25 protein-coding genes and 1 pseudogene are annotated in these 24782 nt (G+C 73.5%); 11 read left to right on the forward strand and 15 right to left on the reverse strand.

What is annotated here, in order from left to right; translation table 11 throughout:
• Positions 1-14: 14 nt before the first annotated feature.
• On the reverse strand, positions 15-1274 hold the full coding sequence (locus tag ACLJQM_RS25195) for a YncE family protein (RefSeq protein WP_410632986.1): 1260 nt from the start codon (positions 1272-1274) through the stop codon (positions 15-17).
• Between the two features lie 180 nt (positions 1275-1454).
• Here ACLJQM_RS25195 and ACLJQM_RS25200 point away from each other — a divergent pair, with 180 nt between their 5' ends.
• Positions 1455-2573: a helix-turn-helix domain-containing protein gene (locus ACLJQM_RS25200; protein WP_410632987.1), complete on the forward strand. Its 1119-nt coding sequence runs from the start codon at positions 1455-1457 to the stop codon at positions 2571-2573.
• A gap of 454 nt (positions 2574-3027) precedes the next feature.
• Here the strand turns inward: ACLJQM_RS25200 and ACLJQM_RS25205 are convergent, their stop codons facing one another.
• The gene (locus tag ACLJQM_RS25205) at positions 3028-3579 is read right to left on the reverse strand and encodes a TetR/AcrR family transcriptional regulator (protein WP_410632988.1); all 552 of its coding nucleotides are present in this window, start codon (positions 3577-3579) and stop codon (positions 3028-3030) included.
• A 99-nt stretch (positions 3580-3678) separates the two neighbouring features.
• Here ACLJQM_RS25205 and ACLJQM_RS25210 point away from each other — a divergent pair, with 99 nt between their 5' ends.
• Complete coding sequence (locus ACLJQM_RS25210) at positions 3679-4563, forward strand: NmrA family NAD(P)-binding protein (protein ID WP_410632989.1); 885 nt, start codon at positions 3679-3681, stop codon at positions 4561-4563.
• A 22-nt stretch (positions 4564-4585) separates the two neighbouring features.
• On the forward strand, positions 4586-5035 hold the full coding sequence (locus ACLJQM_RS25215) for an HIT family protein (protein ID WP_410632990.1): 450 nt from the start codon (positions 4586-4588) through the stop codon (positions 5033-5035).
• Here the strand turns inward: ACLJQM_RS25215 and ACLJQM_RS25220 are convergent.
• Entirely contained in the window at positions 5032-5241 is a 210-nt protein-coding gene (locus ACLJQM_RS25220) for a DUF2945 domain-containing protein (RefSeq protein WP_247024022.1), read from the reverse strand. The genes ACLJQM_RS25215 and ACLJQM_RS25220 overlap by 4 nt on opposite strands.
• Here ACLJQM_RS25220 and ACLJQM_RS25225 point away from each other — a divergent pair.
• On the forward strand, positions 5156-5527 hold the full coding sequence (locus ACLJQM_RS25225; protein WP_410632991.1) for a DUF3140 domain-containing protein: 372 nt from the start codon (positions 5156-5158) through the stop codon (positions 5525-5527). The genes ACLJQM_RS25220 and ACLJQM_RS25225 overlap by 86 nt on opposite strands.
• On the opposite strand, the gene ACLJQM_RS25230 is transcribed toward ACLJQM_RS25225, so the two are convergent.
• The 3 genes from ACLJQM_RS25230 to ACLJQM_RS25240 are packed head-to-tail and all read right to left on the reverse strand — an operon-like array spanning position 5410 to position 10832.
• The gene (locus ACLJQM_RS25230) at positions 5410-6636 is read right to left on the reverse strand and encodes an FAD-dependent monooxygenase (RefSeq protein WP_410632992.1); all 1227 of its coding nucleotides are present in this window, start codon (positions 6634-6636) and stop codon (positions 5410-5412) included. The genes ACLJQM_RS25225 and ACLJQM_RS25230 overlap by 118 nt on opposite strands.
• 31 nt (positions 6637-6667) lie before the next feature.
• Positions 6668-9658, reverse strand: a complete 2991-nt coding sequence (locus tag ACLJQM_RS25235) for an ATP-binding protein (protein WP_410632993.1) — start codon at positions 9656-9658, stop codon at positions 6668-6670.
• 52 nt (positions 9659-9710) lie between these two features.
• Positions 9711-10832: an epoxide hydrolase family protein gene (locus ACLJQM_RS25240; protein ID WP_410632994.1), complete on the reverse strand. Its 1122-nt coding sequence runs from the start codon at positions 10830-10832 to the stop codon at positions 9711-9713.
• A gap of 62 nt (positions 10833-10894) precedes the next feature.
• Here ACLJQM_RS25240 and ACLJQM_RS25245 point away from each other — a divergent pair, with 62 nt between their 5' ends.
• Entirely contained in the window at positions 10895-11863 is a 969-nt protein-coding gene (locus ACLJQM_RS25245) for a helix-turn-helix transcriptional regulator (protein ID WP_410632995.1), read from the forward strand.
• Here ACLJQM_RS25245 and ACLJQM_RS25250 read toward each other — a convergent pair.
• From ACLJQM_RS25250 to ACLJQM_RS25260, 3 genes are all read right to left on the reverse strand, one after another.
• Positions 11832-12311, reverse strand: a complete 480-nt coding sequence (locus ACLJQM_RS25250; RefSeq protein WP_410632996.1) for an SRPBCC family protein — start codon at positions 12309-12311, stop codon at positions 11832-11834. The genes ACLJQM_RS25245 and ACLJQM_RS25250 overlap by 32 nt on opposite strands.
• Before the next feature lies 1 nt (position 12312).
• Positions 12313-12648, reverse strand: a complete 336-nt coding sequence (locus tag ACLJQM_RS25255; RefSeq protein ID WP_247024028.1) for an ArsR/SmtB family transcription factor — start codon at positions 12646-12648, stop codon at positions 12313-12315.
• An 81-nt stretch (positions 12649-12729) separates the two neighbouring features.
• Positions 12730-13917, reverse strand: coding sequence for an amidohydrolase (locus ACLJQM_RS25260; protein ID WP_410632997.1), 1188 nt, complete (start codon positions 13915-13917; stop codon positions 12730-12732).
• 78 nt (positions 13918-13995) lie between these two features.
• Here ACLJQM_RS25260 and ACLJQM_RS25265 point away from each other — a divergent pair.
• Positions 13996-15353, forward strand: a pseudogene (locus tag ACLJQM_RS25265) (aminotransferase class I/II-fold pyridoxal phosphate-dependent enzyme).
• Here ACLJQM_RS25265 and ACLJQM_RS25270 read toward each other — a convergent pair.
• A complete protein-coding gene (locus ACLJQM_RS25270) occupies positions 15350-15829 on the reverse strand; it encodes a hemerythrin domain-containing protein (protein WP_360782914.1) in 480 nt (159 codons plus the stop codon). The pseudogene ACLJQM_RS25265 and the gene ACLJQM_RS25270 overlap by 4 nt on opposite strands.
• 8 nt (positions 15830-15837) lie before the next feature.
• On the reverse strand, positions 15838-16203 hold the full coding sequence (locus ACLJQM_RS25275; protein WP_360782917.1) for a hypothetical protein: 366 nt from the start codon (positions 16201-16203) through the stop codon (positions 15838-15840).
• Between the two features lie 97 nt (positions 16204-16300).
• On the opposite strand from ACLJQM_RS25275, the gene ACLJQM_RS25280 reads away from it, so the two are divergent.
• Positions 16301-17401, forward strand: a complete 1101-nt coding sequence (locus ACLJQM_RS25280; protein ID WP_360782920.1) for a glutamate--cysteine ligase — start codon at positions 16301-16303, stop codon at positions 17399-17401.
• A gap of 595 nt (positions 17402-17996) precedes the next feature.
• Here ACLJQM_RS25280 and ACLJQM_RS25285 read toward each other — a convergent pair.
• Complete coding sequence (locus ACLJQM_RS25285) at positions 17997-18377, reverse strand: STAS domain-containing protein (RefSeq protein WP_410632998.1); 381 nt, start codon at positions 18375-18377, stop codon at positions 17997-17999.
• A 110-nt stretch (positions 18378-18487) separates the two neighbouring features.
• On the opposite strand from ACLJQM_RS25285, the gene ACLJQM_RS25290 reads away from it, so the two are divergent.
• The gene (locus ACLJQM_RS25290) at positions 18488-19624 is read left to right on the forward strand and encodes a glutamate--cysteine ligase (RefSeq protein WP_410632999.1); all 1137 of its coding nucleotides are present in this window, start codon (positions 18488-18490) and stop codon (positions 19622-19624) included.
• A gap of 9 nt (positions 19625-19633) precedes the next feature.
• The gene (locus ACLJQM_RS25295; RefSeq protein ID WP_410633000.1) at positions 19634-20635 is read left to right on the forward strand and encodes an iron-containing redox enzyme family protein; all 1002 of its coding nucleotides are present in this window, start codon (positions 19634-19636) and stop codon (positions 20633-20635) included.
• A gap of 6 nt (positions 20636-20641) precedes the next feature.
• On the opposite strand, the gene ACLJQM_RS25300 is transcribed toward ACLJQM_RS25295, so the two are convergent.
• Together ACLJQM_RS25300 and ACLJQM_RS25305 are read right to left on the reverse strand one after the other, a co-directional pair.
• On the reverse strand, positions 20642-20845 hold the full coding sequence (locus ACLJQM_RS25300; RefSeq protein ID WP_360782931.1) for a CDGSH iron-sulfur domain-containing protein: 204 nt from the start codon (positions 20843-20845) through the stop codon (positions 20642-20644).
• Positions 20832-21536, reverse strand: a complete 705-nt coding sequence (locus tag ACLJQM_RS25305; RefSeq protein WP_410633001.1) for a HemK2/MTQ2 family protein methyltransferase — start codon at positions 21534-21536, stop codon at positions 20832-20834. The genes ACLJQM_RS25300 and ACLJQM_RS25305 overlap by 14 nt, the downstream gene beginning before the upstream one ends.
• Positions 21537-21699: 163 nt before the next feature.
• Here ACLJQM_RS25305 and ACLJQM_RS25310 point away from each other — a divergent pair, with 163 nt between their 5' ends.
• Entirely contained in the window at positions 21700-21864 is a 165-nt protein-coding gene (locus ACLJQM_RS25310) for a hypothetical protein (protein ID WP_247024038.1), read from the forward strand.
• Between the two features lie 56 nt (positions 21865-21920).
• Here ACLJQM_RS25310 and ACLJQM_RS25315 read toward each other — a convergent pair whose 3' ends face one another.
• Positions 21921-23189 (reverse strand): acetyl-CoA carboxylase biotin carboxylase subunit family protein, encoded by a 1269-nt coding sequence (locus tag ACLJQM_RS25315; protein WP_410633002.1) that lies wholly within the window; start codon positions 23187-23189, stop codon positions 21921-21923.
• A gap of 83 nt (positions 23190-23272) precedes the next feature.
• Between ACLJQM_RS25315 and ACLJQM_RS25320 the strand changes: the two genes are divergently transcribed.
• On the forward strand, positions 23273-24775 hold the full coding sequence (locus ACLJQM_RS25320; RefSeq protein ID WP_410633003.1) for an FAD-dependent oxidoreductase: 1503 nt from the start codon (positions 23273-23275) through the stop codon (positions 24773-24775).
• Positions 24776-24782 lie beyond the last annotated feature (7 nt).

The raw sequence follows: 24782 nt of genomic DNA on the forward strand, positions 1-24782 counted from the left end.
CACGCCGCGCGCGGTCAGGCGTTCGGGCCGGTCCAGCCTTCGGGCACGTGGCCGATGCGCACCCGCTGCGGGTGGTCGCCGACCGGGACCGAGACGCGCTTCCGGCCCGTCGCGAAGTCGATCGCGGTGACCTGGTCGGCGCCGGCCTCCGAGATCACGCAGGCGGTGCCGTCGCCGCTGACCGTGGCCCAGTACGGCTTGACCGCCGGGACCAGCGTGCCCTGCTGCAGCGTCGCGCGGTCGACGACGGTGGCGTAGTCGTCCATGGTGCCCGCGATGCAGAGCTTGTCGCCCGCCGGGCTCATCGACATGCCGTGGTGGCGGGAGTCGTTGACGAAGGTCTTGCGGTCGTCGCTGGTCGCCGGGTTCTTCGGCAGTTCCTTGAGCCGCGTGATCTTGTCGGTCGCGACGTCGTACTCCAGGAAGCCGTTGAAGAACGAGACCTGGAAGTACAGCTTCGACCCGTCCGGGGTGAACGCCACCGGCCGCACGGCGTCGGACAGGTCCCGCCGCCCGAAGGCGTCGAGGCGCTGGCGCATGTCGATCACCTTGACCTGGGCGAAGGTGGCGGCGTCGACGACGGTGATGCGCCGGTCCCCCTTGGTGAAGTCCCAGGCCGGGTCGTCGAGATCGGTGTTCACCTCGCCGATCGACATGTTCCAGAGGGACCGGCCGCCGTCGGTGAAGACGTTCTCGTGCGGCTTGTCGCCGGTGGCGAAGGAGCCGACCTGCTGCCCGGTGACGATGTCCAGCACGTGCACGGTGTTGGACGTCGAGGCGGACACCGCGACGCGGCGCCCGTCCGGCGACACCGCCATGTGGTCGGAGCGGAAGCCCGAGACCGGGAAGCGCCAGTTGACCCGGCCGGTGGTGAGGCTGATCGACACGACGTCGGCGAAGCTGGGCCGTGACGCCACCACCGAACCGCCGTCCGGGGTGGTGTACATGTCGTCGACGAACTGGTCGTGGCCTTCGCCGGGCCCGTTGCGGATGCCGAGGAAGAACGCCAGCTTGATCGGGTTGAGGTAGATCTCCCGCAGCCGGTCGTCCTTGTCCGGGATGATGTTCACGCGCCCGATGCGGGCGAAGGAGCCCCGCGACTGGATGACGTCGGCCGTCCCTTCCCAGTTGTTGCCGACGAACATCACCTCCCGCAGGGCCGCGGGGGCGCCGGTCGCGGGCACCGCGGCGCCGGTCGCCAGCAGGGCGGCGGCGGAGAGCGCGTACGCCACGCGCGAGAGGTACGACCGCCGTCGGATCGGGGAAGTGCGCACGGGGAACACCTTTCGACGCTGAAGAGGTGCGGCGGGGACTTCGATGGCTTTGGCGCGGTTGAGGGGTTACTGTCCGGTATCGCCACGATAACCGGCCCCCGGAGCCACTCCGGTAGGGCCGCTCGGCCAACATCGCGGGCGCGGTGTTGTGGCCGTGCCACAACGGGCCCGGGAGGTGCCGTGCCGGCGTTGCCGCTGCTCCGGCAGGTGCTCGACGCGATGGCCGCGGACGAGACCGTGCTGGACGAGCTGGTGCGGGCCGCGCGCACCGAGTCGCCCGGGGTCGCGCGGCTGCCGGAAGCCGAGAACCGCCGCCACGTCCGGTTCCTGCTTTCGGCGGCGCTGCGGGCCACGACCAACCCCGCCACCGCCGACTACACGACGGCGGAGAAGCTGGGCGCCGACCGCGCCGAGCAGGGTGTCCCGCTCACCGACCTGCTGCGCGGGGTCCAGGCGGGCCGGACGCTCGCCGCGCGCGTCGCCGTCGAACGCTGCCGCGCGGCGGGCCTGCCCGACGACGTCATCCTCGAGACGGTCCTGGCCGCCGAGCGCTACACCGGCGCGCTGGAACGCCACATCGTCAAGGGCTACCACGCGGCCGAGCTCCAGCTGTCGCGCACCGTCCGCGACGCGCGCACCCAGCTGCTTCGCACCCTGCTGCTCGCCGGGCACCCGCCGACACCGGAGGAGCTCCGGCAGGCGGGACTGCGTCCCGAAGGCCGGTACCACTGCGTGGTTTCCGACGTCAGCGATCCCGTGCGGGCCCGCGCGCTGGAGCAGGCGCTGCTGGAGTTCGGCGGCGTCTACGGCTTGGTGGAGGGCAGGCTCACCGGGCTGGCGGCCCGGGCGCCCGTCGTCGAGCCGGCCGCCGGCGTCGTGCTGGTCGTCGCGCCCGCGGTGGCGCTGCCCGCCCTGCGCCCGGTCCACGACCTCTGCACGGCGGCGGCGCGGCTGGCGGGCCCAGGCCACCACGACCTGACGACGTTGGCGGGCGGCCTCGCACTGGCCGCGCAGCCACTGCTCGCCGACCTGCTCACGACGTCGGTGCTCGGAGCTTTGGACCCGGCGAACCCGTTCCACCGCGAACTGGCGGCGACGGCACTGGCGTACCTCGACCACGGCCAGCGCCTGCGCACGACGGCGGAGGCGCTGCACCTGCACCCGAACACGGTCCGCTACCGCCTGGACCGGCTGGCGGAGCTGACACCGCTGGCACTGGCGGAGAACAGCGGCGGCGGAGTCCTGGACGCGGTGCGGTCGTGGTGGGCGCTGCACCACTGGCTGGGCGAAGCGGGCTGAGCGTCGGACAGGAGCTGCCACTCGTGCCGGGTCGCTCCCCGCACTTCTCGCGGACACTGAGTGGCAGGCCCCACGGCTCAGCCGACCGGGCTGATCCCCCGCACCGCCAGCGCCAGCAAGCGATGCGCCTCGCCCACCGGGTCGCGGGCGAGCAACGCGCTCCCCTGCGCTTCCTCCGGCTGGCTGAGTGGCAGGCCCCGCGGCTCAGCCGGCCGGGCTGATCCCCCGCACCGCCAACGCCAACGCGCGATGCGCCCCGCCCACCGAACCGCGGACGAGCAACGCACTCCCTGCACTTCCTCCGGAGCGCGAGCAGCAAACCCCGCCACTCAACCGACCGGGCTGATGCCCCGCACACCAACGCCAGCAAGCATTGCGCCTCGCCCACCGGGTCGCGGGCGAGCAACGCACTCCCCGCACTTCCCCCCAGACCACGAGTGGCAGGCCCCGCCGCTCAACCGACCGGGCTGATCCCCCGCACCGCCAACGCCAGCAAGCGATGCGCCTCACCCACCGAATCACGGTGGTTCTCCGTGGCCAGCACGATTCCGGTGACCAGTGCGATCAGGTCCGCGATCGTCACCTCCGGTCCGACCACCCCCGCCTCGGCCGCGCGCCGGACCAGGGGGGCGCCGGCCGCGGTCATCGTCGCCGAGCAGGCGTGGGCGTGCTCCGCCGCGGTGTCGTCGCGGACCAGCGCGGTCGCCAAGCCGCGGGCGGTCGCCGCGTAGGTCGTCAAGGCGGCGAGCCAGTCGAGCAGGGCGGCACGGGGATCGGCCGCTCCGGCCAGCTCGCGGGCCTGCGCGGCCAGTGCGTCGACCTGGCCGTGGAAGACCGCTTCCAGCAGCGCCCGCCGGCTCGGGAAGTGGCGGCGCACGGTCGCCGAGCCGACGCCGGCGGTGCGGGCGATCTGCTCCAGCGACGCGTCCGCGCCGTGCGCGGCGACCTCGGCCTCGGCGACTTCGAGGATGCGCGCGTAGTTGCGGCGGGCGTCGGACCGCGGCACGGACCACCTCCTGGACGTAAGTGGCGGGGGCCGCCACTTCACGGCTAGTGTAGCGACCAGGAAGTGGCGGGCCCCGCCACTTATCGCCGAAGGAGTCCCATGTCCCCCGTTCTGGTCGCCGGCGCCACCGGCAAGCAAGGCGGCGCCACCGCCCGCGCCCTCCTGAAGGCCGGGATCCCCGTGCGGGCACTGGTCCGCGACCCGGCCCGCGCCCAGGCGATCCGCGAGCTCGGTGCCGAGCTCGTCGTCGGCGACCTCCACGACCCCGATTCCCTTCGCTCGGCCGTGAAAGGCGTGCGGGGCGTGTTTTCCGTGCAGATGCCGGACCTGGCCGACCTCGACGGCGATGCCGAGTGGGTCCAGGGCCGCAACCTCGTCGACGCCGCGCGCGAAGCGGGCGTGCCGCAGTTCGTGCACACGTCGGTGTCCGGGGCCGGGCAGCACCGGTCCGTGCCCGGCTGGGCCGAGGGCCGCTGGACCTCGATGGAGCACTACCTCGAAACGAAGTCCGCGCTGCAGGACCGCGTCCGCGACGCCGGGTTCGAGCACTGGGCGCTGCTCAAGCCGGGGTTCTTCATGGAGAACTTCCTGCCGCCGTCGTTCCTGCTGCCCCGCGGGCGGCTCGTCACGACCATCAAGCCCGGCACGGAACTCGCGCTGGTCGCGGTGGCCGACATCGGCGCCGCGGCCGCCGCGGCGTTCGCCGATCCGGCGCGCTTCCACCGCGTCGAGCTGGAACTCGCGAGCGAACTCATGACCATGACCGACGTCGCCGCGATCCTGTCCCGCGCGCTGGGCGTCGAACTGACCGCGCCGGACATGACCGCCGAGGAAGCCGTGGCCGCCGGGGCGCCCGCGTTCGCCGTGCGGCACGAATGGCAGAACGAGGTCGGCCACCCCGCGCGGCCCGAGTTCGCCCGCGCCCTCGGCATCCCGCTGACGCGGTTCGCCGACTGGGCGGGGAAGCACCTGACAGCGCGATGATCACCCGGCTAGGGTCACCCCCATGGGTGAACTCAAGCGGATGCCGGCGACCACCGACGGCGGCAAGTGCATCTTCTGCGCCATCGCCACCGGCGGCGCCCCGGCGGCGTTCGTGCACGAGGACGACGACTTCGTCGCCATCGTCGACCTGCGGCCGGTCACCACCGGGCACCTGCTCGTCCTGCCCCGCGCGCACCACGCGGACCTGGCCTCGCTGCCCGCCGAGACGGGCGGCCGCCTGTTCGCCGTCGCGCACACGCTGGCCGCGGCGCTGCGCCGGACCGATCTGCCGTGCGAGGGCATCAACCTCTTCCTGGCCGACGGCAAGGCCGCGGGCCAGGAAATCCCCCACGTCCACCTGCACGTGATCCCCCGCCACGCCGGCGACGGGTTCGTCATGGACGCCGACTGGCGGGTGCGGACCCGCGAGGAGCTGACCGAGGTCGCGGCCAAGGTCAAGGCCGCGCTTTAGGCCTTGTGCAGCTTGTCCGGGTGGTGCACGGCGGTCTTCCCGGTCTTTTCGCTCTTCACCAGGTACTGCGGCTCGTCCGGCGACGCCTTCACGTCCCGCTTGCCGGCGTGCGTGTCCTCGGTGATCTTCTCCTCGACCGTCCCGACCGAACTCTGGTTGCCCGCGTCCCACCGCACGCGGTCGCCCTTCTTGAAGTCCTCGCTCATCGGACACCTCCTGCCCCGGCGAGTACCCGCGATCTTGCCGGGTACCCGTCCGGAAGGGCGGAAGATCATCGCGATCCTCGAAACCAGGGAAGACGACCTCGACGGGGACGACCTCACCGGGACGCGCAAGGTCGTCGGTTGCGTGCACCGGCACCTGGCGGCATTCGCTCATGAACTGGGGGCACGATCCGCTGAAGCGCTGAACTCCTTCAGCACCAAGGCGTTCGCCGCCTCGCGGATCGGGCGGGCCATCTGCTCCAGCACCCGGTTGCGGCCCGGCAGATAGGGCATCAGCTTGATCATCCGGGTGTTGATCCACGCGAACGCCCGCGACTGCGGGATGATCCCCCGCAGCGCCGCCTTCGCCAGTGCCTGGTTCTTCTCGATGAACGGCCGCATTTCCGCCTCGTAGCGGGACAACGCCGAAGTGAAGTCGTCCGAGGCAGCCAGCTCGCCCGCCAAGACGTACGCGCCGGCCAGCGCCAAGCTCGTGCCCTGGCCCGAAGCCGGGGACGCGCAGTAGCCCGCGTCGCCGAGCAGTGTCACCCGGCCGGTGGACAGGCGGTCCATGACGATCTGGCACACCGGGTCGAAGTAGAAGTCTCCCGCCTCGCGCATCGCTTCGAGCAGCGGCGAAACCTCCCAGCCCAGACCCTCGAACTGGCCGGCCACCAGGTCCTTCTGGGCCTCGACGTCGCGCCGGTCGTAGGTCAGCGGCGGGGCGCTGAACCAGAACGCCGCCTTGGCGTCGTCGGCGCGGGCCGTGCTGTAGACGTTGACCATCTTGCCCGGGGCCGCCGAGTGCAGCAGCTCCCAGCGGTCCAGTTCGAACGTGTTGGGCACCGTCGAGATCGAGATGTAGGCGTCGAACCGGCGCAGGAAGTCCTCCTCCGGGCCGAACGCGAGCGCGCGGACGCCGGAGTGCAGGCCGTCGGCGCCGACCACCAGGTCGAACTTCCGCGGGGCGCCGTGGGCGAACGTCACCTCGACGCCGTCGGGGCGCTGGTCGAGCCCGGTGATCCAGTCGCCGAAGACGTACTCGGTGTGCTCGCGGGTCGCGTCGTAGAGGATCTTCGCCAGGTCGCCGCGGAGGATCTCCGTGTCGTCGCCGTGGCGGAAGCCGAACGTGTCGGCGTCGAGGGTGGCGATCTGCTTGCCGCGCTTGTCCACGAACGCCGCGCCCCGCATGTCGGTGCTCGCCGCGTGCACCTCGTCCAGCAGCCCCATCCGGCGGACGACGTCGACGGCGACGCCGCGGATGTCGACCTTGTAGCCACCTTCGCGCAGGCTCGGGGCCCGCTCGACGACCGTGGCGCGGAAGCCGTGGCGGTGCAGCCAGAAGGCGAGGGCGGGGCCGGCGACGCTGGCGCCGGAGATCAGGATGTTCTTCGTCATGCCTCGCAGCTTGGGCGCGGCCGCTCACCGTTCACGAACCGAGCGCGAACCGCCGCTGACCGAGCTCGTGGATGGCCTGGTCAGGGGGCATTTCCCGGCCGCGGCCGAAGGCCTTGGCGTAGGCATCGCCGCCGATCCGCGCCCGGACGCGGGCCGCGACACCCTCGACGTCGGCGTCCCCGGCGACCGGCGCGCCGCGCAGCCCGACCGCCACGCCGAGAAGGAACGCCGCACGCTCGTCCTGTTCGCGCCCGGCGAGCACCCCGGCCAGCCCTTCGATCGCCTGGGCCGCGCCGGGCAGGTTCGCGTGCTCGAGCGCGGTCGCGAGCGCCTCCTGGTGCAGTTCGGTCGCCAGGTCGAGGTCGCCGTCGGCCGCCGCGGTCCAGCCGAAGCCGGTGTGGAGCCGGATGCGCGTCTCGCCGCCGGTCACCGGGCCGGTCGTCAGGCCGAGCGCCGCGGTGTACCAGCGGCGGGCCGCGGCCAGGTCACCCGCGCGGCGCGCGACTTCGCCCAGCCCGCCGCGCGCCCGGGCGAGGGTCAGGGGTGTGCCGCGCGCCTGCTCGGCGGCGGCTTCGTAGTCGGCCTTGGCGGCTTCGGCGTCGCCCGCGCGCAGCACGCCGTCGGCGCGGCGGCAGAGCAGGTCGGCCGCGTCTTCGAAGGCACCGAGCTCGCCGGCCAGCCGGACGGACTCGTCCATCAGCTCGCGGAACCGGGCGTGGTCGCCGCGCCAGTCCGCGAACTCGGCGAGCTTCTCCAGCGCGCTCGCCGCGCCCCAGCGGTCGCCGAGCGCCCGGAACCCGGTCAGCGACGCGGAAAAGTGCGCCTCGGCGTCGGCGACCCGGCCACCGTACTGCGCGCCGAGGCCGTCGCCGATCCGCGCGAACGCCCGCGACCAGGGGTCCGGGCCGATCAGCGCGGCGAGCCGTTCGCCCTCCTTCGCCTTGGGGCGCGCGGAAAAGGCCCACAACAGGAAGAGGTACGGGTGCCGCAGCGGCCCGTCCAGCTGTTGCACGATCGGCTCGATCCCGGTGTCGGTGCCGGAGGCGTGGATGAGGCAGAGGACGTACTCCTCGGCGAGCCCCGGCGGCGGTTCGGGACCGACGGCGGCGAGCACGGCGTCCGCGAACGGCGCCGCCTCGCTGCGCAGGCCGCGCAGCCACCAGTACCAGGACAGCGCCGCGATCAGCCGCAGGGCGAGTTCCGGGGCCGCGGCCGCACTCCAGCGCAGGGCCGCGTGCAGCTCGGCGTGCTCGGCGGTCAGCCGCTCCAACGCGGCCAGCTGGTCCGCGCCGCGCAGCTGCGGTTCGGCCGCGCGGGCGAGGTCGAGGAAGTAGGCGGCGTGCGCGGCCCGCACGTCTTCCCCCTGCTCGGCGCAGAAGGCGCGGATGGTCTCCAGCATCCGGTAGCGGCCGCCGCCGAACTCGACGAAGGACTTCTCGACGAGGCCGGCGAGCACGTCGTCGGCGTCCGGGACGGCGCAGACCCGTTCCACGGCGTCCCGCCGCGCACCACCGGCGAACACCGAGAACCGGCCGGCGAGCCGCTGTTCGCCCGGGTCGAGCAGGTCCCAGCTCCACTCGACGACACCTCGCAGAGTCCGGTGCCGCGGCTCGGCGGTCCGTTCGCCGCGCGAGAGCAGGCCGAACCGGTCACCGAGCCGGGCCGCGACGTCGGCGGCGGTCAACGTCCGGAGCCGGGCGGCGGCGAGTTCGATCGCCAGCGGCAGGCCGTCGAGGGCGGCGCAGATCCGCGTCACGGCGTCGCTGTCGGGGGCTTCGCCGGGAGCGACGGCCGCGGCTCGCTCGGTGAACAGCCGCGCGGCGGCGACGGCGGGCAGGGCGCCGACCGGGACCAGCGTCTCGCCGGTCAGGCCCAGCGCTTCGCGGCTGGTGGCCAGCACGCGCACGCCGGGAGCGGCCCCGAGCAGCCGCCGGACCAGCCGCGCGGCATCGGCGACGACGTGTTCGCAGTTGTCGAGGACGAGCAGCAGCGACCGGTCGGCGAGCCCGGCGGTCAGGCGGTCGGCGGGATCCGCGGGCGCACCCGGCGCCAGGACACCCTGTTCACGCAGCCCCAGCGCGACGAGGACAGCGGGTGCGACCTCGGTCGTCGTGGCCAATTCGACGAAGCAGACATCGCCGGCTTCGCGGGTCGCGGCTTCGACGGCGAGCCGCGTCTTGCCCGCCCCGCCGGGCCCGGTGAGCGTGACGAGCCGTGCCGAACCGAGCGCCGCGCGGAGCCGGTCGAGCTCGCCGCGGCCGACGAACCCGGTGAGCGGCACCGGAACCCGGCGCGCGGGCGTCCCGCGCAGGACGGCCGTGTGCGCGTCGGCGAGCTCGGGTGACGGGTCGGCGCCCAGTTCGTCGGCGAGGCGCTCGCGGACTTCGGCGAACGCGGAGAGCGCTTCGGCGGACCGGCCGCTGCCGTGCAGGGCACGCACGAGCTGGGCGGCGAGCCGTTCACGCAGCGGGTGTTCGCGGGCGAGTTCCCGGAGTTCGGCGACGAGCCCGTCGTGTTGCCCGAGCGCGAGCGCCGCGTCGACGCGGTCCTCGGTCGCGGCCAGCCGCAGCTCGGCGAGCCGGGCCGCGCGCGGCGCGTCGGCGAGCCCGTCGAGCGCGGGACCCCGCCAGAGCGCCAGCGCCTCGGTGAAGAGCGCGAGTTTCGCTTCCGGCCCGGCGGTTTCCCGCGCCTGCGCGGTGAGCCGCTCGAAGCGGTGCAGGTCGACGTCCTGCGGGTCGACGGCGAGCCGGTACCCGGCGGGGGTGAACTCGACGAGCCCGTCCGGCGCGCCGCCGTCCTTGAGGCGCTTGCGCAGCCGCGAGACCTGGGACTGCAGCGCCTCGGCGGCCCCCTCGGGCGGGTGGTCGCCGTGCAGGCCGTCGATCAGCCGTTCGGCACCGACGATCCGCCCGGCGTCGAGCGCGAGCAGGGCGAGCAGGCCGCGCAACTGCGGCCCGCCGAGCGCGACGGGTGTCCCATCGGGACGGTGGGCTTCGACCGGCCCGAGGATGGCGAACTGCACACCGCCGATTCTGGCCCACGCACGACCCGCGCGGCGAGGGGCGCGCGGACGTTCACCACAGGCCGCAGAAGAACGCGCGGATGTCGGCCACCAGCAGCTCCGGCTCCTCCAGCGCGGCGAAGTGGCCACCCGTGGCGAACTCCGACCAGTGCGCGATCTTCTCCTCCGGGTCCATGATCCGCCGGACCACCGGCGAGGCGTCGAACACCGCCCAGCCCGCCGGGACGGCCGACGGCGTCAGCCAGCCGTGCCCGGAATGCGCGGCCTCGTAGAGGAACCGGGCCGCGGTCGCGCCGCTGCGGGTGAACCAGTAGAGGCTCACGTTCGTCAGGAGCCGGTCGCGGTCGACGCCGTCGCCGGTCCACGCCTGGAACTTCTCCGCGATCCAGGCCAGCTGCCCGACCGGGGAGTCGGTGAGTGCGGCGGCGATCGTCTCCGGTTTGTGCGACTGCAGGTCCAGGTAACCGCGGCCGGCTTTCCACGCCTCGCGGGCGGTGTCCAATTCGGACTGTTCGGCCGCGGACAGGTTTTCCGGCACCGGAAGCTGCTCCCCCGCCAGCGCGATCGTCCCGCGGTCGCTGTTGACGTGGGTGCCGATGACGCGCTCCGGGTACAGCGAGGCGAGCCGCCCGGTGACGCCCGCGCCGATGTCGCCGCCCTGCGCGGCGAAGCGGTCGTAGCCGAGCCGCGTCATCAGCTCCGCGAACGCGTCCGTCGTGCGGGCCAGCTCCCAGCCGGGTCCGCTCAGCGGCGTCGAAAACCCGAACCCGGGCAACGACGGGACGACGACGTGGAAGGCGTCCGGGCCCGCCTCGGCCAGCGGGCCGACGACGTCGAGGAACTCGGCGACCGAGCTGGGGTAGCCGTGGGTGAGCAGCAGCGGGGCGGCGTCGGCGCGCGGCGACCGGACGTGCAGGAAGTGGATGGTCTGCCCGTCGATCCCGGTCGTGAACTGCGGGAACGCGTTCAGCGCCGCCTCCTGCGCGCGCCAGTCGAAGCCGTCCCGCCAGTACTCGGCCAGCTCCCGGACGACCGCGGTGGGGATGCCGCGGGACCAGTCCGGCTCGTCGCCGGGCACCGGGTCGGCGAACCGCGCGTCGGTGAGGCGCCGGTGCAGGCCCGCCAGCTCGGCCTGCGGGATCTCGATGCGGAAGGAGCGGATTTCGTTCGTCATGCCCAGGACGCTACGAACCATTGCGGAAGACTTCCTTCCGCGATTCGTGGGAGGCTCGGGACATGTTGCAGACCTCTGCCCGCCTGCTCCGGCTGCTCTCGCTGCTCGAAACGCGGCGTGACTGGACCGGCGCGGACCTCGCCGAGCGGCTCGGCGTCACCGCGCGCACCGTCCGCACCGACGTGGGCAAGCTGCGCGAGCTCGGCTACCCGGTCGAGGCCGCTCCCGGCGTCCAGGGCGGGTACCGGCTCGGCGCCGGCGCGCAACTCCCGCCGCTGCTGCTGGACGACGACGAAGCGGTCGCCGTCGCGGTCGGCCTCCGCACCGCGACCGGCGTGGCCGGCATCGCCGAGACGTCGGTGCGCGCCCTCGCCAAGCTGGAGCAGGTCCTGCCGTCCCGGCTGCGGCACCGCGTCCAGGCCTTGCAGGCGGCGACGGTCTCGGTGCCCGGCGTGGGCCCGGCCGTCGACGCCGACGTGCTGACCGCGATCTCGGCGGCCATCCGGGCGAGCGAGCGGCTGCGCTTCGACTACACGAGCCACCTGCGCGAGCCGAGCCGTCGCGACGTCGAGCCGCACCGGCTGGTCAGCTGGGGACGGCGCTGGTACCTGGTCGCCTGGGACACCACTCGCGACGACTGGCGCACGTTCCGCGTCGACCGCATGACGACGAAGGTGCCGAACGGGCCGCGCTTCACCCCGCGCGAGCCGCCCGAGGGCGACGTGGCGCGGTTCGTCCAGCACAGCGTGGGCGCGGCGACGTGGCGCTTCCACGCCCGGGTCCGGCTGCACGCGCCGGCCGGCCACGTGCGCGCCCGGCTGCCGATCGCGGTCGACGTGACGCCGGAGGGCCCGGACCGCTGCGTGGCCGAGGTCGGCTCCGACAACGCGCAGATGCTCGGGCTGTACCTGGGCCTGCTCGAAGTGGACTTCGAAGTGCTGGACGCCCCGGAACTCGCCGCGGAACTGGCGAAGACGGGCGAGCGGTTCCTGCGGGCCGCTAACGCAGGGAGTCCGCCAGCTCCTGGATGAGCACGAACTGCTCCCGGACGCCGACCTCCATGCCCGACTGGTGGATCAAGTCCCGCAGTTCCTTGCTGCCGGTCACGGTCAGCAGGCTCAGCAGCGTGCGGTCGCCCTCGAGCGCGGTGAAGGTGACGGTGTTGAGCGGCCCGTCCACCGCGTCGAGGGGCACGCCCGGCAGCTCGAACACCTCGGTGTAGACGAGCCGCTCGTCGGGCACGATCTCGCGGTATTCGCCGTGGAAGCCGACTTCAGTGCCCTCGTCGGTCTTCAGGACGTACCGCCAGCGGCCGCCGGGGCGCAGGTCCAGCTCGACTTCGGCGGTGGTCCCCCGCTGCCCGCTCCACCACCGCCGCACCAGCTCGGGCGTGGTCCACACGCGGTAGACGAGGTGCTTGGGCGCGTCGAACTCGCGCGTGATGAGGATCTGGTCGTCGGCCGGGAGGGTGATCTCCACGTCAGTGCTCCTGTTCCTTGAGTTCTTCGAGGACGTCGTCGATCAGGTCGAACCGCTCGGACCAGGTCCGCTCGTACTGCCGGACCCAGTCGTGGATCGGCTTGAGCGCGGGCCCGTTGAGCCGGTAGAGCCGCTGGCGGCCGTCGCCGCGCACGTCCACCGCGCCCACCTCCCGCAGCACCCGGAGGTGCTTCGACACCTGCGGCTGGGCCAGGCCCAGCAGGTCCACGAGGTCGCCGACCGACCGCTCCCCGCCCCGCAGGACGTCGAGGATCTGCCGCCGCCGGGGTTCGGCGACCGCGTTGAAGGTGTCGGTCGTCGTCGCTGCTCGGGCCACGCGAGTCATCATATGCCGATATGGGTATGCGTCAAGCCCGCCGGAACGGGGCTCCACAGAGGACGGAGCCGGCCGGCGCGCTCAGCGTCCGTTGCGCGCCAGGGCGCGGAAGCAGTCCCACGCCCGGCTGACCAAGGCCGGGTGGGTACGCAGGTCGATCGCCGTACGGGCCAGCGCCGCCGCCGAGGCGAGCATCGCCGCCCGGCCGCGGGGGCTCGCCGCCGCGGCCGCGAACTCCGGGGTGTGGTCCGAGTTCTCCTCCGCCGTGATCGCGACGAACGGGTGGATCGCCGGGACGCGCACGCTCACGTTGCCGACGTCCGACGAGCCCAGGTACACGCCAGGGGCCGGCGGGGTCGCGTGGATCCCGCACGCCGCCAGGTGCTCGGTGAACCGCTCCGACAGCACCGGGTTGTCGCGGAAGTGCGCGTAGCCGCGGCCGGCGCGTTCGACGTCCACCTTCGCGCCCGTCGCCAGCGCCGCGCCCTGCGCGCCCGCCGTCACGTCGTCGACCAGGCGGTCCAGCGCGTCGGTCGTCAGCGCGCGGAGGCCGAAGCGCCCCTCGGCCCGGTCCGGGACGATGTTCGTCGCCTCGCCGCCGTGCGTGATGATGCCCTGGATGTGCGAGCCCGCGGGCAGGCGCTGGCGCAACGCGGACATCGCGCCGAACGCCTGGATCAGCGCGGCCAGGGCGTCGACGCCCGCCTCCGGGTCGCCGGTCGGGTGCGCGGCGCGGCCGTGGAAGGTCACCTTCAGCTCCACCTGCGCGGTCAGCGGGGCCCACGACCACGAGTGGACGCCGGGGTGGACCATCAGCGCCGCGTCGACGTCGTCGAAGACACCGGCTTCGGCCAGCGCGACCTTGCCACCGCCGCGTTCTTCGGCGGGGCAGCCCACCACGAGCAGCGAACCCGGGCTGTCCGCGAGGACGTCCTTCGCCGCCAGCGCGGCGCCGAGCCCGGCCGCGGCGATGAGGTTGTGCCCGCAGGCGTGCCCCAGGCCGGGCAGCGCGTCGTACTCGAGCAGCAGCGCGACGCACGGCCGCCCGCTGCCGGCCCGCGCGGTGAACGCCGTCGGCAGCCCCGCGGTCCCCGTCTCCACCGCGAAGCCGTCGCCGGCCAGCTCCCGCGTCAGGCGTTCTGCGGCGGCGTGCTCCTCATAGGACAGTTCGGGGTGCTCGTGCAGCGCGGTGGCGACCGCCCACAGCCGTTCCCCCAGCCCCTCGACCCGCTCGTCCGACCGCTCGTGCAGCTCCTCGTGCCACTCCATGCCCACCGGAATACCCTTACCACGCCCGGTCGACACCGGAGGGTGTTTCGCCCGGCGGATCGCGGCTACCCGTGCGCGATGGACCACAGCCGAGCTCCGGTGCTCGACGCGCTGCGCGCCTACCACCACGCGGGGTACGTCCCGTTCAACGCCCCCGGCCACAAGCAGGGACGGGGCATCGACCCGCGGGTGCTGGCCGTCGTCGGCGCCGACGTGTTCAAGTCCGACGTCATCGCGCTCAACGGCCTCGACGACCGGCTGATGCGCCAGGGCGTCCTGGCCGACGCGCAGGCGCTGATGGCCGACGCGGTCGGCGCCGAGCACGTTCTTCTCGACGTGCGGCAGCTCCTTTCGGTGAAGAGCGCGATGCTCGCCGTCGCCGGACCACAGGGCTGGGGCTGAGCCACCCGCCGGGCGTGCGGGAGTTCGCCGAAGCGTACGAGCGCGACCCCGAGGTCAAGGGTGCGCTGATGGTGACCCCGACCGACTACGGCACCTGCGGCGACATCCGCGCGGTCGCCGGTTTCTGCCACGAGCGCGGGATCCCGCTCGTGGTGGACGAGGCGTGGGGCGCGCACCTGCCCTTCCACGACGACCTGCCGCCGTGGGGGATGTTCGCGGGCGCCGACGTGTGCGTGACGAGCGTGCACAAGATGGGTGCCGCGGTCGAGCAGAGCTCGGTGTTCCACCTCCGCGGCGACCGCGTCGACCCGGCCGTGCTCAAGGCGCGTGAGGATCTCCTCGGCACGACCAGCGCCAGTTCCCTGGTGTACGCGGGCCTCGACGGCTGGCGGCGGCAGATGGCCGAGCAGGGCGAGCAGCTGCTCGCCGGGGCCCTCCGCCCGGTGACGTCGGTGCGCCGCCGGCTGGCCGAGCTGGGCCTCACCGTGCTGCACGACGAATTCCTCGGCCCGGACCTCGCCGACTCGGTCGACCCGCTGAAGGTCGTCCTCGACCTCGCCCCGCTCGGCATCAGCGGCTACCAGGCGGCGGACTGGCTCCGCGAGGAGCAGCGCGTGACCGTCGGCCTGTCCGACCATCGCCGGATCGTGGCCCAGTTCACCCACGCGGATGACGAGGAGACGGCGAGCACGCTCATCGAGGCGATCGGGGCGCTGCTCGAGTCTGCGCCCTCGTTCGAGAAGCCGCCGAAGGTGGACATCCCGTCACCTGAGGAGCTGGAGCTGGAAACGGCGATGCTGCCGCGCGACGCGTTCTTCGGGCCGGCCGAGCAGGTGCCCGTGGCCGAGGCGCCGGGCCGTGTCGCGGCGGAGATGATCACGCCGTACCCGCCTGGTGCGCCTGGGGTTCTGCCGGGCGAGGTGCTCACCAAGCCGGTCGTGGACTACCTCCGGAGCGGGTTGGGCGCGGGCATGGAGCTGCCCGACCCGGCCGACTCGACACTGGAGTCGGTCCGGGTCGTGGCTCGGAGCTAGGCCTTCGCGCTCTTCAGCTCCAACGGGTTCTTGGGCGCGGCGGACCGGGCGTCGATCATCCGCTGCCCCAGTTCCTGCAACCGCTTGCGCCCCATGGCCGAGCGGACCTCCGGGAACCACTCGTCCTCTTCCTCTTCGACGTGGTGGCGGACGTTCTCGGTCAGCACCGTGACCTTCGCGTCGAACGTCTCGTCCTTCGGGTCCATGCCGCGCAGCTCCGACAGCATCCACACCACGACGTGGTGCTCCTCCACGCTTTCCAGGACGTGGTCCTTCGTCTCCGGCACGGCTTCGCGCGCGGCCGGGTAGAAGATCTCCTCCTCGATGTACGCGTGGACCGTCAGCTCTTCGATGATCGAGTCGGCGATGCGGCGCTTCTCGCGGTACGCGTCCTCCCCCGCTTTTTCGAACTCCTTGAACAGCTTCTCCACGGTCTTGTGGTCGTTCTTGAGCAGCACGATCGCGTCGGTCGACATCGGTGTCCTCACGGTGTGGCCAGGTCGCGCAGGGCGACCTGGGAGTTTTCCAGTTCCTTCGTCATGAGCAGCGCGACGGTCCCGGCGTGCGCCAGCGCCCGCCCGACCTCGCCCACCGAGTCCCACGCCGCTTCGGTGTCGCCGCCGCCGTGGCGGACCACCTGGCCGGAGAGCAGACCGTCCTCCAGCCGTCCTTGCAGGGCGGGCAGGAGGTGGGTGAGGTCGTCGGCCAGCAGCCGCAGGGCGCCGAGGACGCGGTACAGCTCGGCCGGCGGGACGAGGTGGCCGTCGCCGACGCGGTGGGATAGCCGGCGCACGGTCGCGCCGGCGTCGGCGGCCAGCAGCGACGGCGGCACAGCGGCGCTGGAGTTCATGACCACCCGGATACCCTCCGTGCCGCCCGGAAAACGCCGTTTGCGCGATCGGCGCCACGGGTACTCGCCGGAACTCCCGACCCCCAGGAGAACACCGGTGAACGAACCGACCGGCGAGGTGCTGACGTTCGGCGTCGAAGAAGAGTTCTTCGTCGTCGATCGCCGAGGTCAGCTGTCCCAGGCCGGCGACGACGTCGTCGACGCCGCCGAAGCGACCGCCGACGACCAAGGCGACCTGCAGCACGAATTGACGCGGTCGCAGGCCGAGGCCGCGACCGGCGTCTGCCGCACTCACGCCGAAGCCCTGCGCCAGCTGCGCGGCCTGCGCGCCGACCTCTCCGGCGCCGCACGACGGCGCGGCGTCCGGCTGCTGCCCGCCGGAGCGCCCCCACTGTCCGAAGCGGACTTGCCGACCATCACGCCGAACGCGCGCTACGAGCGGATGGCCGAGCACTTCGGTGCCACCGCGCGGACTTCGCTCACGTGCGGCTGCCACGTGCACGTCGCCATCCCGGACAAGGAAACCGGCGTCCAGGTGCTGAACGGGGTGCGCCCGTGGCTGCCGGCGCTGCTCACCATCACCGCGAACTCGGCGATCGCCGACGGCTACGACACCGGCTACAGCAGCTGGCGCTACCAGCAGTGGAGCCGCTGGCCCTCGGCCGGGCCGCCACCGCGGTTCGCCTCGCTCGACGAGTACGAAAGCATCGTGGACGCGTGGCTGCGCGCGGGTTCGATCCTCGACCGCGGGATGATCTACTGGGACGTCCGGCTGTCGGAGAAGCAGCCGACACTCGAATTCCGCATCGCCGACGTCGCCGCGACGCCCGAAGAAGCGGTGCTGCTGGCGGTGCTGGCCCGCGGCCTGGTCGCGACCGCGCTGGCCGGCGGCGTTCCCCCGGCGCCGTTGCCGAACGAGGTGCTGCGCGCCCAGCTCTGGCGGGCGTCGCGGGAGGGCGTGACCGGCTGCTGCCCGCACCCGGACAACGGAGATCTGGCTCCGGCGAAGAGCGTGCTCGACGACTTGGTGGCGCGAACGGCCCCGGCCTTGGAAGCGGCCGGCGACCTCGACTTCGCACGGGACGGCATCGCGCGCCTGGTCGCGGAAGGCGGCGGCGCCGATCGGCAGCGGCGCCGCTTCGCGGACCGGGAACGCGGAGAAGACGTGGTGGACCTGCTGGCCGAGGGCGGCCGCTAGACACGCGGCCGCTCACCCGCCGGCGCGGCCGGACCGGGTCGGCGGCCGCTCACTCAGGTCGGCTGCACCGGGTCGGCGGCGGCCGACGTGCGGCCGCCCATCCGGGGTCGGCTGCACCAGGCCGGCTCGGCCAGACCCCGCGACCGCTCCCTCGGGTCGGCTGCACCAGGCCGGCTTGGCCAGACCCCGCGGCCGCTCACTCAGTCCGGCCACACCAGGCCGGCTCGGCCAGACCCCGTGACCGCTCACTCAGGTCGGCTGCACCAGGTTGGCGGGTCCCAGACCCGCAGCCGCTCAATTGGGTCGGCGAGGCCGTGCCGGGTCGGCGGCCGCTCACTCAGGTTGGCTGCACCAGGTCGGCGGCGCCTGACGTGCGGCCGCTAATTCAGGTCGGCCGCACCGGGTCGGCGACACCCGCTCCCGCAGCCGCTCACCCGGTTCGGCGCGGCCGGACCGGGTCGGCGGCCGCTAGCTCAAGATCGGCGGCACCGGGTCGGCCAGACCCGCGGCCGCTCACTCCGGTCGGCTGCACCAAGTCGGCGGCGCCCAGACCCGCAGCCACCCACTCAAGGCGAGCCGCCGGAACCGGTCGTGGCTAACCCTGCAGGCGGTCGAGCAGTTCGAGCGCGCGGATCGCCGCGTGGGAGCGGCCGGGGTCGAAGACGAGGTGCACGCCGGCTTCGGCGGCTTGCTCCGCCGCCCGCACCAACGCGCGAAGCCCGGCGGCGCCGAGGAAGTGCACCTCACCCAGGTCGACGCGCAGCACCCCGGGGCACGCGCGGAGGTGCTCCTCCAGCGTGGCTTCCAGGCGGGACACAGTGCAGAGGTCGATGTCGCCCGCCACCTCCACGACGATCGCGTCGGGGGTGCGCCACCGGGTGCGGCCGGTGAGTCCGTCGGCGGGAGCGCGCGGCGATGGCAGCCGGTGCGCCGGCAGTTCGGTTCCCGCCGCGCGGTGCTGCTCGTCAATGGTCATTGTCCTGGATTACCCGTTGCCGGTTCGCGGCGAAACAAACCCCGGGTCCGGAGGCGTTTCCGCGCCCGGATCGGGTATCCGGGCCAGGCGTCGCCCGGAAGGAGCCCGCCATGGCCGACGGCCCGCCCACGATGGGCGTCGAAGAAGAGTTCCTGCTCGTCAACCCGCGCACCGGACACGCGTCACCGTGCGCGGAACAGGTGCTGGCCCGCCACCGCCACCACGGCCCGCTGCCCGACGGGGCCCGGGTGCACCGCGAGCTGCGGCTCACCCAGATCGAGGCCGCCACCGGCGTCTGCACCACCGCGGACGAGCTGCGGTACCAGCTGACGGCCGCCCGGCGGGTGCTGGCCGGGGCTGCCGCGGCCGAAGACTGCGCGCTCCTGGCCACCGGAACCCCGATCGGACCCGGCCCCGCCACGCCGCCGCCCGCGAGCGAAGGCCGCTACGCCGACATCGACGACGCCTACGGTGCGGTGGTCGCCGACTACGAAGCCTGCGGGTGCCACGTCCACGTCGGGGTGCCCGATCCCGACACCGCGGTCGCGGTCGTCAACCACGTCGGCCGGTGGCTGCCCACGCTGCTCGCGCTCTCCGCCAACTCGCCGTTCGACCACGGGCGCGACACGGGTTACCACAGCTGGCGGGTGGTCCTGCAGTCCCGCTTCCCCGGCTTCGGCGTCGCGCCGCACGCGCGTGACCACGCCGAGTACCGCCGGACCGTCGGCACGCTCGTCGAGTGCGGGGCGCTCGTCGACCCGGACCAGACGTTCTGGCTGGCCCGCCCGTCCGGCCGGTTCCCGACCGTGGAGTTCCGGGTCGCCGACACCGCGCTGACCGTCGACCACGCCGTGCTGCAGGCCCTGCTGAGCCGCGCGCTGGTGCAGCGCGCGCTGGCCGACCTCGGCCGCGGGCGCGAAGCGGAACCGCTGTCGCCGCAGGTGGCCGCGGCCGCGGTGTGGGCCGCGGCGCGCCACGGTCTCACCGGGCAGCTCGTCGACGTCGCCGGGCGGACGCGCCGGCCCGCGTGGGCGCTGGTCGAGCAGCTGCTGGCGCACGTCCGGGAGCCTCTGGCGGAGAGCGGCGACCTGGCCGAGGTCCAGGCGCTCGTCGCGGTGCTGCGCGCCGACGGCACCGGGTCCGTGCGGCAACGCGCGGTGGCCGGACGCGGCGGCCCGGAGGTCGCGGTCGGGTGGCTCACCGCGCTGACCGTCCCGCCGGCGCTTGGAACGCTGCGCACGGGGTAGCCGGGAGCCATGACGACCACCACCACCGCGGCGGCCACCCTGCCCTCCGCCCGCGGCCCGCTCTCGGAGTCGGTGCTGGGGACCCTGCTGCGCGAACAGCCGCGCGCGGACCTCGGCTTCGACGCGCTCGTGGCCGCCGACCCGCTCGGCGACGACGTCCAGCTGGCCCTGCACCTGTGCTACGAACTGCACTACCAGGGCCTGCCCGGGGTGTCGGCCGACTGGGAGTGGGACCCCGAGCTGCTGCGCCTGCGCGGCGCGCTGGAGGCCCGCTTCCTCGCCGCCCTGCGCGAAAACGTGCCGGGCGGCGACGACGTCGCCGCCGAACTCGACGCCCTGCTGGTCGAGCCGGTCGACGCGGAAGGCGTTTCGCACTTCCTCCGCGACCACGGTGATTGGACGCAGATGAAGGAGTACTTCATCCACCGTTCGGTCTACCACCACAAGGAAGCCGACCCGCACGCGTGGGTGATCCCGCGCCTGCGCGGCCGGGCCAAGGCCGCCCTGGTGGCGGTGGAGTTCGACGAGTTCGGCGGCGGCCGCGCGGAACTGATGCACGCGCGGCTGTACACGGACCTGCTGCGCGCGGCCGGCCTCCCGGACGGCTACCTGGAGCTCATCGACCACGCCCCCGCCGCGATGCTGGCCGTGGTCAACATGATGTCGCTGTTCGGCTTGCACCGCTCGTTGCGCGGCGCGCTGTGCGGGCACTTCGCCGCGGCCGAGATCACCACCGGGCCGTCCGCGCACCGGATGGACCAGGCGCTGCGCCGCCTCGGCGCCCCGGAAGCGTGCCGCTTCTTCTACACCGAGCACATCGAAGCCGACGCGGTCCACGAACAGGTGATGCGCCACGACGTCCTCGGCGACCTGCTCACCCAGGAACCCGAACTGGCCGCCGACGTCGTGTTCGGCATCCAGGCCACGGAGCTCCTCGAGGGCCGATTCGGGGCGCACGTCCTGGAGTCCTGGCGGGCGGGGAAGTCTTCCCTGCGGGTCCCGCTGGCCTGACCGGCTTCAGTCCTTGCCGCGCACCCGTTTGCGGTGGCTGGTGTCGCAGAACGGGAACCGCTTGCTCCGGCGGCACGCGCACACCGCCACCACGAACCGGTCGGAGCGCACGGCTTCGCCGTCCGGGGTGGTCAGTTCGACCGGACCCTCCACGAGCACCGGGCCGCCGGGGACCACCGTCACCCGGCGCGGGCGGTCAGCGGACGGCACGCAGCACCACCAGTTCCTCCGTCCGCTGGCCGGGTGCGATCAGGCCGGCCGCTTCGAGGAACTCCGTCCGTCCGGAAAGGACCGGTCCGAACGGGATCCGCGCACGCCGGTCCACCGACGTCCGCAAGCCCTGCGCCGCCAGCAGTTCCCGCGACTTGTCCACATCGGACAGTGCGGATTGGACGAGGAGCAACGTGCCACCGGGACGCAGGAGCGTGCCCGCCGCCGCGCACAGCGGGTCCAGGACCGCGCGCCCGTCCGGCCCGGCGTCCCAGCCGCGGGTGGCGCGGACCGTCGCGGCCGGGGCCGGGACGTACGGCGGGTTCGCGACCACGACGTCGAACGGGCCCCGGCTCAGCGCCGTCGCCAGGTCTCCCCGGCACGGGCGCACCGCGGCTTGGCGGACCAGCGCGTTGAGCCGGGCCGAAGCCAGCGCGCGGCGCGAAAGGTCCACGGCCAGCACGGTTCTCGCGCCGCGACGGGCCAGCGCGATCGCCTGCGCGCCGGTGCCGGTGCACAGGTCGAGGGCCCGTGCGCCGGGCGTGATGGCCAGGTCGGCGATCGCGGCGGCGAGCAGGGCGGTGTCCTCCTGCGGGCGGTAGACGCCGGGCAGGCGCAGCAATCGCGGCGCGGTGAGGACGGTCCGGGCGGCCAAGGGGCCCGGGCGGACGGGTTCCGCCGACGTGGTCATCTCGGTCTCCTTCACTCGCCGCGGGCCCGGCGCGCTCGCCGGCGGACAACCGCGTCGCCCCCGGCTACCCGGCGAAGATCGCCGCAAACCGATCGGTCCCAGGCGGTTGGGGCGGTCCCGCGGGGGTATCCGGTCCGCAAAGGACCACGAAGGAGGACCCACGATGACGTCCGAGAACCGCACGCAGCACCCCACCGAGCCCGCCGGCGGACCCCGCGGCGACGACCCGCACGGGGACACGCCGGAAGCGCAGCGCGAAACCCTCCGAGGTGAGCAGGGAACTTCGGGCGGTGACGAGCACGACGACACCGACCCCCAGTCGGGCTGACCCGTGAACCGAGGGGGACTTCCCGCGCGCTGTGCGGGAAGTCCCCTTCTTCGCGCTTACTCGAACTCGAACGGCAGCGCGTCCACGCAGGCCTGGTACTTGTCGGCCATCTCGTGCTCGGTGTGCGCCGCGATGAACAGCTGCGCCAGTTCGAAGCTGTAGCTGTCCTGCTCCGGCAGGTCCGAAAGCCGCTGCCCCGCCTCGGGCACGATCGTGATCTGCGTGCCGTCGATGCGCTCCTCGACCGCCGCGACCTCCGCCGGCGTCGGCACGCGCGTCACGACGCCGTCGGAGAACCGGCGCAGGTACCACTTGCCGGCGATCTGGTACCTGCCCTTGGTGGCCCGGCGGCCCGGGTCCTGGCCGAGGCCGAGCCGCACCATGATCTCGTGGTTGGCGACGCCGTCGACGAACTCGAACAGCTCGGCGTGCGACTGGGAGTGCCGCGGGTTGATCTCGAGCAGCGCCACCTGGCCCGACTCGGGGTCGCAGAAGAATTCGATGCTGAAGGTGCCGTTGTCGAAGCCGAGCTGTCTCATCACGCGCTCGGCGACGTCCCGCATCCGCCGCACCGGCTCCTCGCCCAGCTGGGACGGGTACTGGTGGCGCAGGAACGACGAGCTGTCCGGGTAGTTGACCGAGTCGAGGGCGCCGTAGACGGTGACCTCGCCGCGGTACACGTACCCTTCGACGGCCGCCTGGACGCCGTGCAGCGCCTCTTCGGCCAGGCACGCCGCGCCGCCGACATCGGCGATCTCCGGCGGCAGCTGCACCTGGTCGAGCACGTAGCCGAACGGCTCCCCCACCCGCCCGACGCCGTCCCGGATCTCGGCGACCGCGTCGGCGAATTCGGCTTCGTTCTCCGCCTTGAAGGCCAGCTCCGAGGAGAACGACTTGACCGGCTTGAGCCACATCGGGAACCCGACACCTGCCGGCGGCGACGGGCGTTCGCCGTCGAGGTCGACGATGCCGAAGCCGGGCAGCTCGTCGATCACCTTCCGCTGTTCCAGGCGGCTCCAGTACTTGTGCTCGCACTTGAGCACCGCCTCCAGCGACACGCTGGGCAGGCCGTACCGGGCGCACAGGATCGGCACGAGGGTCGCCGCCGGGAAGTCCCAGTAGCTGACGATGGCGCCGACGTCGCCGTCGAAGGCGTCCAGTTCGTGTTGCGCGGTCTTCAGCAGCGCTTCGAAGTCGATGTCCCCGTGCTGCAGTTCCTCGGGGGTCAGCAGGCCGTGGAACTCGTAGCTCCCCGCCCACGGCAGGCGCTCCAGCACCCGCTGGTTCTCTTCGTCCAGGCCGATCACGAAGATGTTGATACCCATGCCTTTTGAACTACCCGGCCCCGATTCCCCGAAACGGGGCCGGATGGCCGGTTTGACCGCCGCGCCAGCGGGCACCCGCACGCATGACTGTCCTGCCCGAACCGCTTTCGCTGTGGGTCGAGACCGCGCCCGCCCCCGACCGCACCGGCGTCCCGGTGCCGGAATCCGCCGACGTGGCGGTGCTCGGCGCGGGCATCGCCGGCCTCACGACGGCGCTGCTGCTCGCGCGGGCGGGCCGCTCGGTCGTCGTGCTGGAAGCCGACCGCGTCGCCGCCGGGGTTTCCGGCCACACCACGGCGAAGGTGAGCGCGCAGCACGGCGCGAAGTACGCGGACCTCAAGTCCCGCCACGGCGCCGGAGCCGCGCGGACCTACGCCGCGGCCCAGACGGCGGCCACCGAGTGGATCGCCGCCACGTCGGCCGAACTCGGGATCGACTGCGGGTTCACCCGCGCCGACAGCTACGTCTACACCACGCGCGGGAAGACCGTGGACTCGCTGAAGCGGGAAGCCGACGCGGCCGCCGCGGCCGGGCTGCCGGCGTCGTTCACCGAGGACGTCGCGCTCGACGTGCCCGCGCTCGGCGCCGTCCGCACCACCGGGCAGGCGCACTTCCACCCGCGCCGCTGGCTGCTCGGGCTGGCCGCCGAGGTCGAGCGGGCCGGCGGCACCGTCGTCGAGAACGCCCGCGCGACCGCGGTGCACGGGCAGACCGTCCGGACCTCGCGCGGCGACGTCGCGGCGGGCGAAGTCGTCGTCGCCACCCACTACCCGGTGCTCGACCGCGGCCTCTACTTCGCCCGGCTCGAACCGGTGCGCGACCTCGTCGTCGCGGGCCCGGCGGCCGGGAACGCCCCGCCGGCGGGCATGTTCCTCGACGCCGACACGCACCACTCCGTGCGCGGCCACACCGAGCAGGGCACGCCGATGGTGATCGCGGGCGGCGAGCACTACCGCGTCGGCGCGCACGTCCACGTCGAACGCAGGTACCAGCGGCTGGCGGCCTGGGCGGACGAGCACGCGGGCCTGCACCGCGTGACCCACCGGTGGTCCGCGCACGATCTGTCCACTGTGGACCTGCTGCCGTACGTCGGGCGCTACCTGCCGGGGACGAAGAACCTGTGGGTGGCCACCGGGTTCGGCCAGTGGGGCATGACCGGCGGCACGGCGGCCGGGCACGTGCTGGCCGCGCGGATCCGCGGCGAGGAGCACCCCGCCGCGGACCTGTTCGACCCCAACCGCTTCGACCCGCGTTCGGCGCTCAGCCTCGCCCAGGACAACCTCACGGTGGCGAAGTACCTGGTCGGCGACCACGTGGCGGCGCTGTGGCGGTCGGAGAAGCTCGACGACCTCCGGCCCGGCGAGGCCGAAGTCGTGCGCGTGGGCGGCGAGCTCGTCGCCGCCCACCGCGACGAAGCCGGCCGGCTGCACACCGTCGGCGCGCACTGCACCCACCTCGGCTGCCTGGTTTCCTTCAACGACGCGGAACGGACGTGGGACTGCCCCTGCCACGGCTCCCGCTTCGGCGTCGACGGCGAAGTCGTGCAAGGCCCCGCGGTCCGTCCGCTGCGGCGCGGGCCCGGCTGAGCGGGAC

Source organism: Amycolatopsis sp. cmx-4-83, from assembly GCF_046548815.1.
Classification (GTDB): Bacteria; Actinomycetota; Actinomycetes; order Mycobacteriales; family Pseudonocardiaceae; genus Amycolatopsis; species Amycolatopsis pretoriensis_A.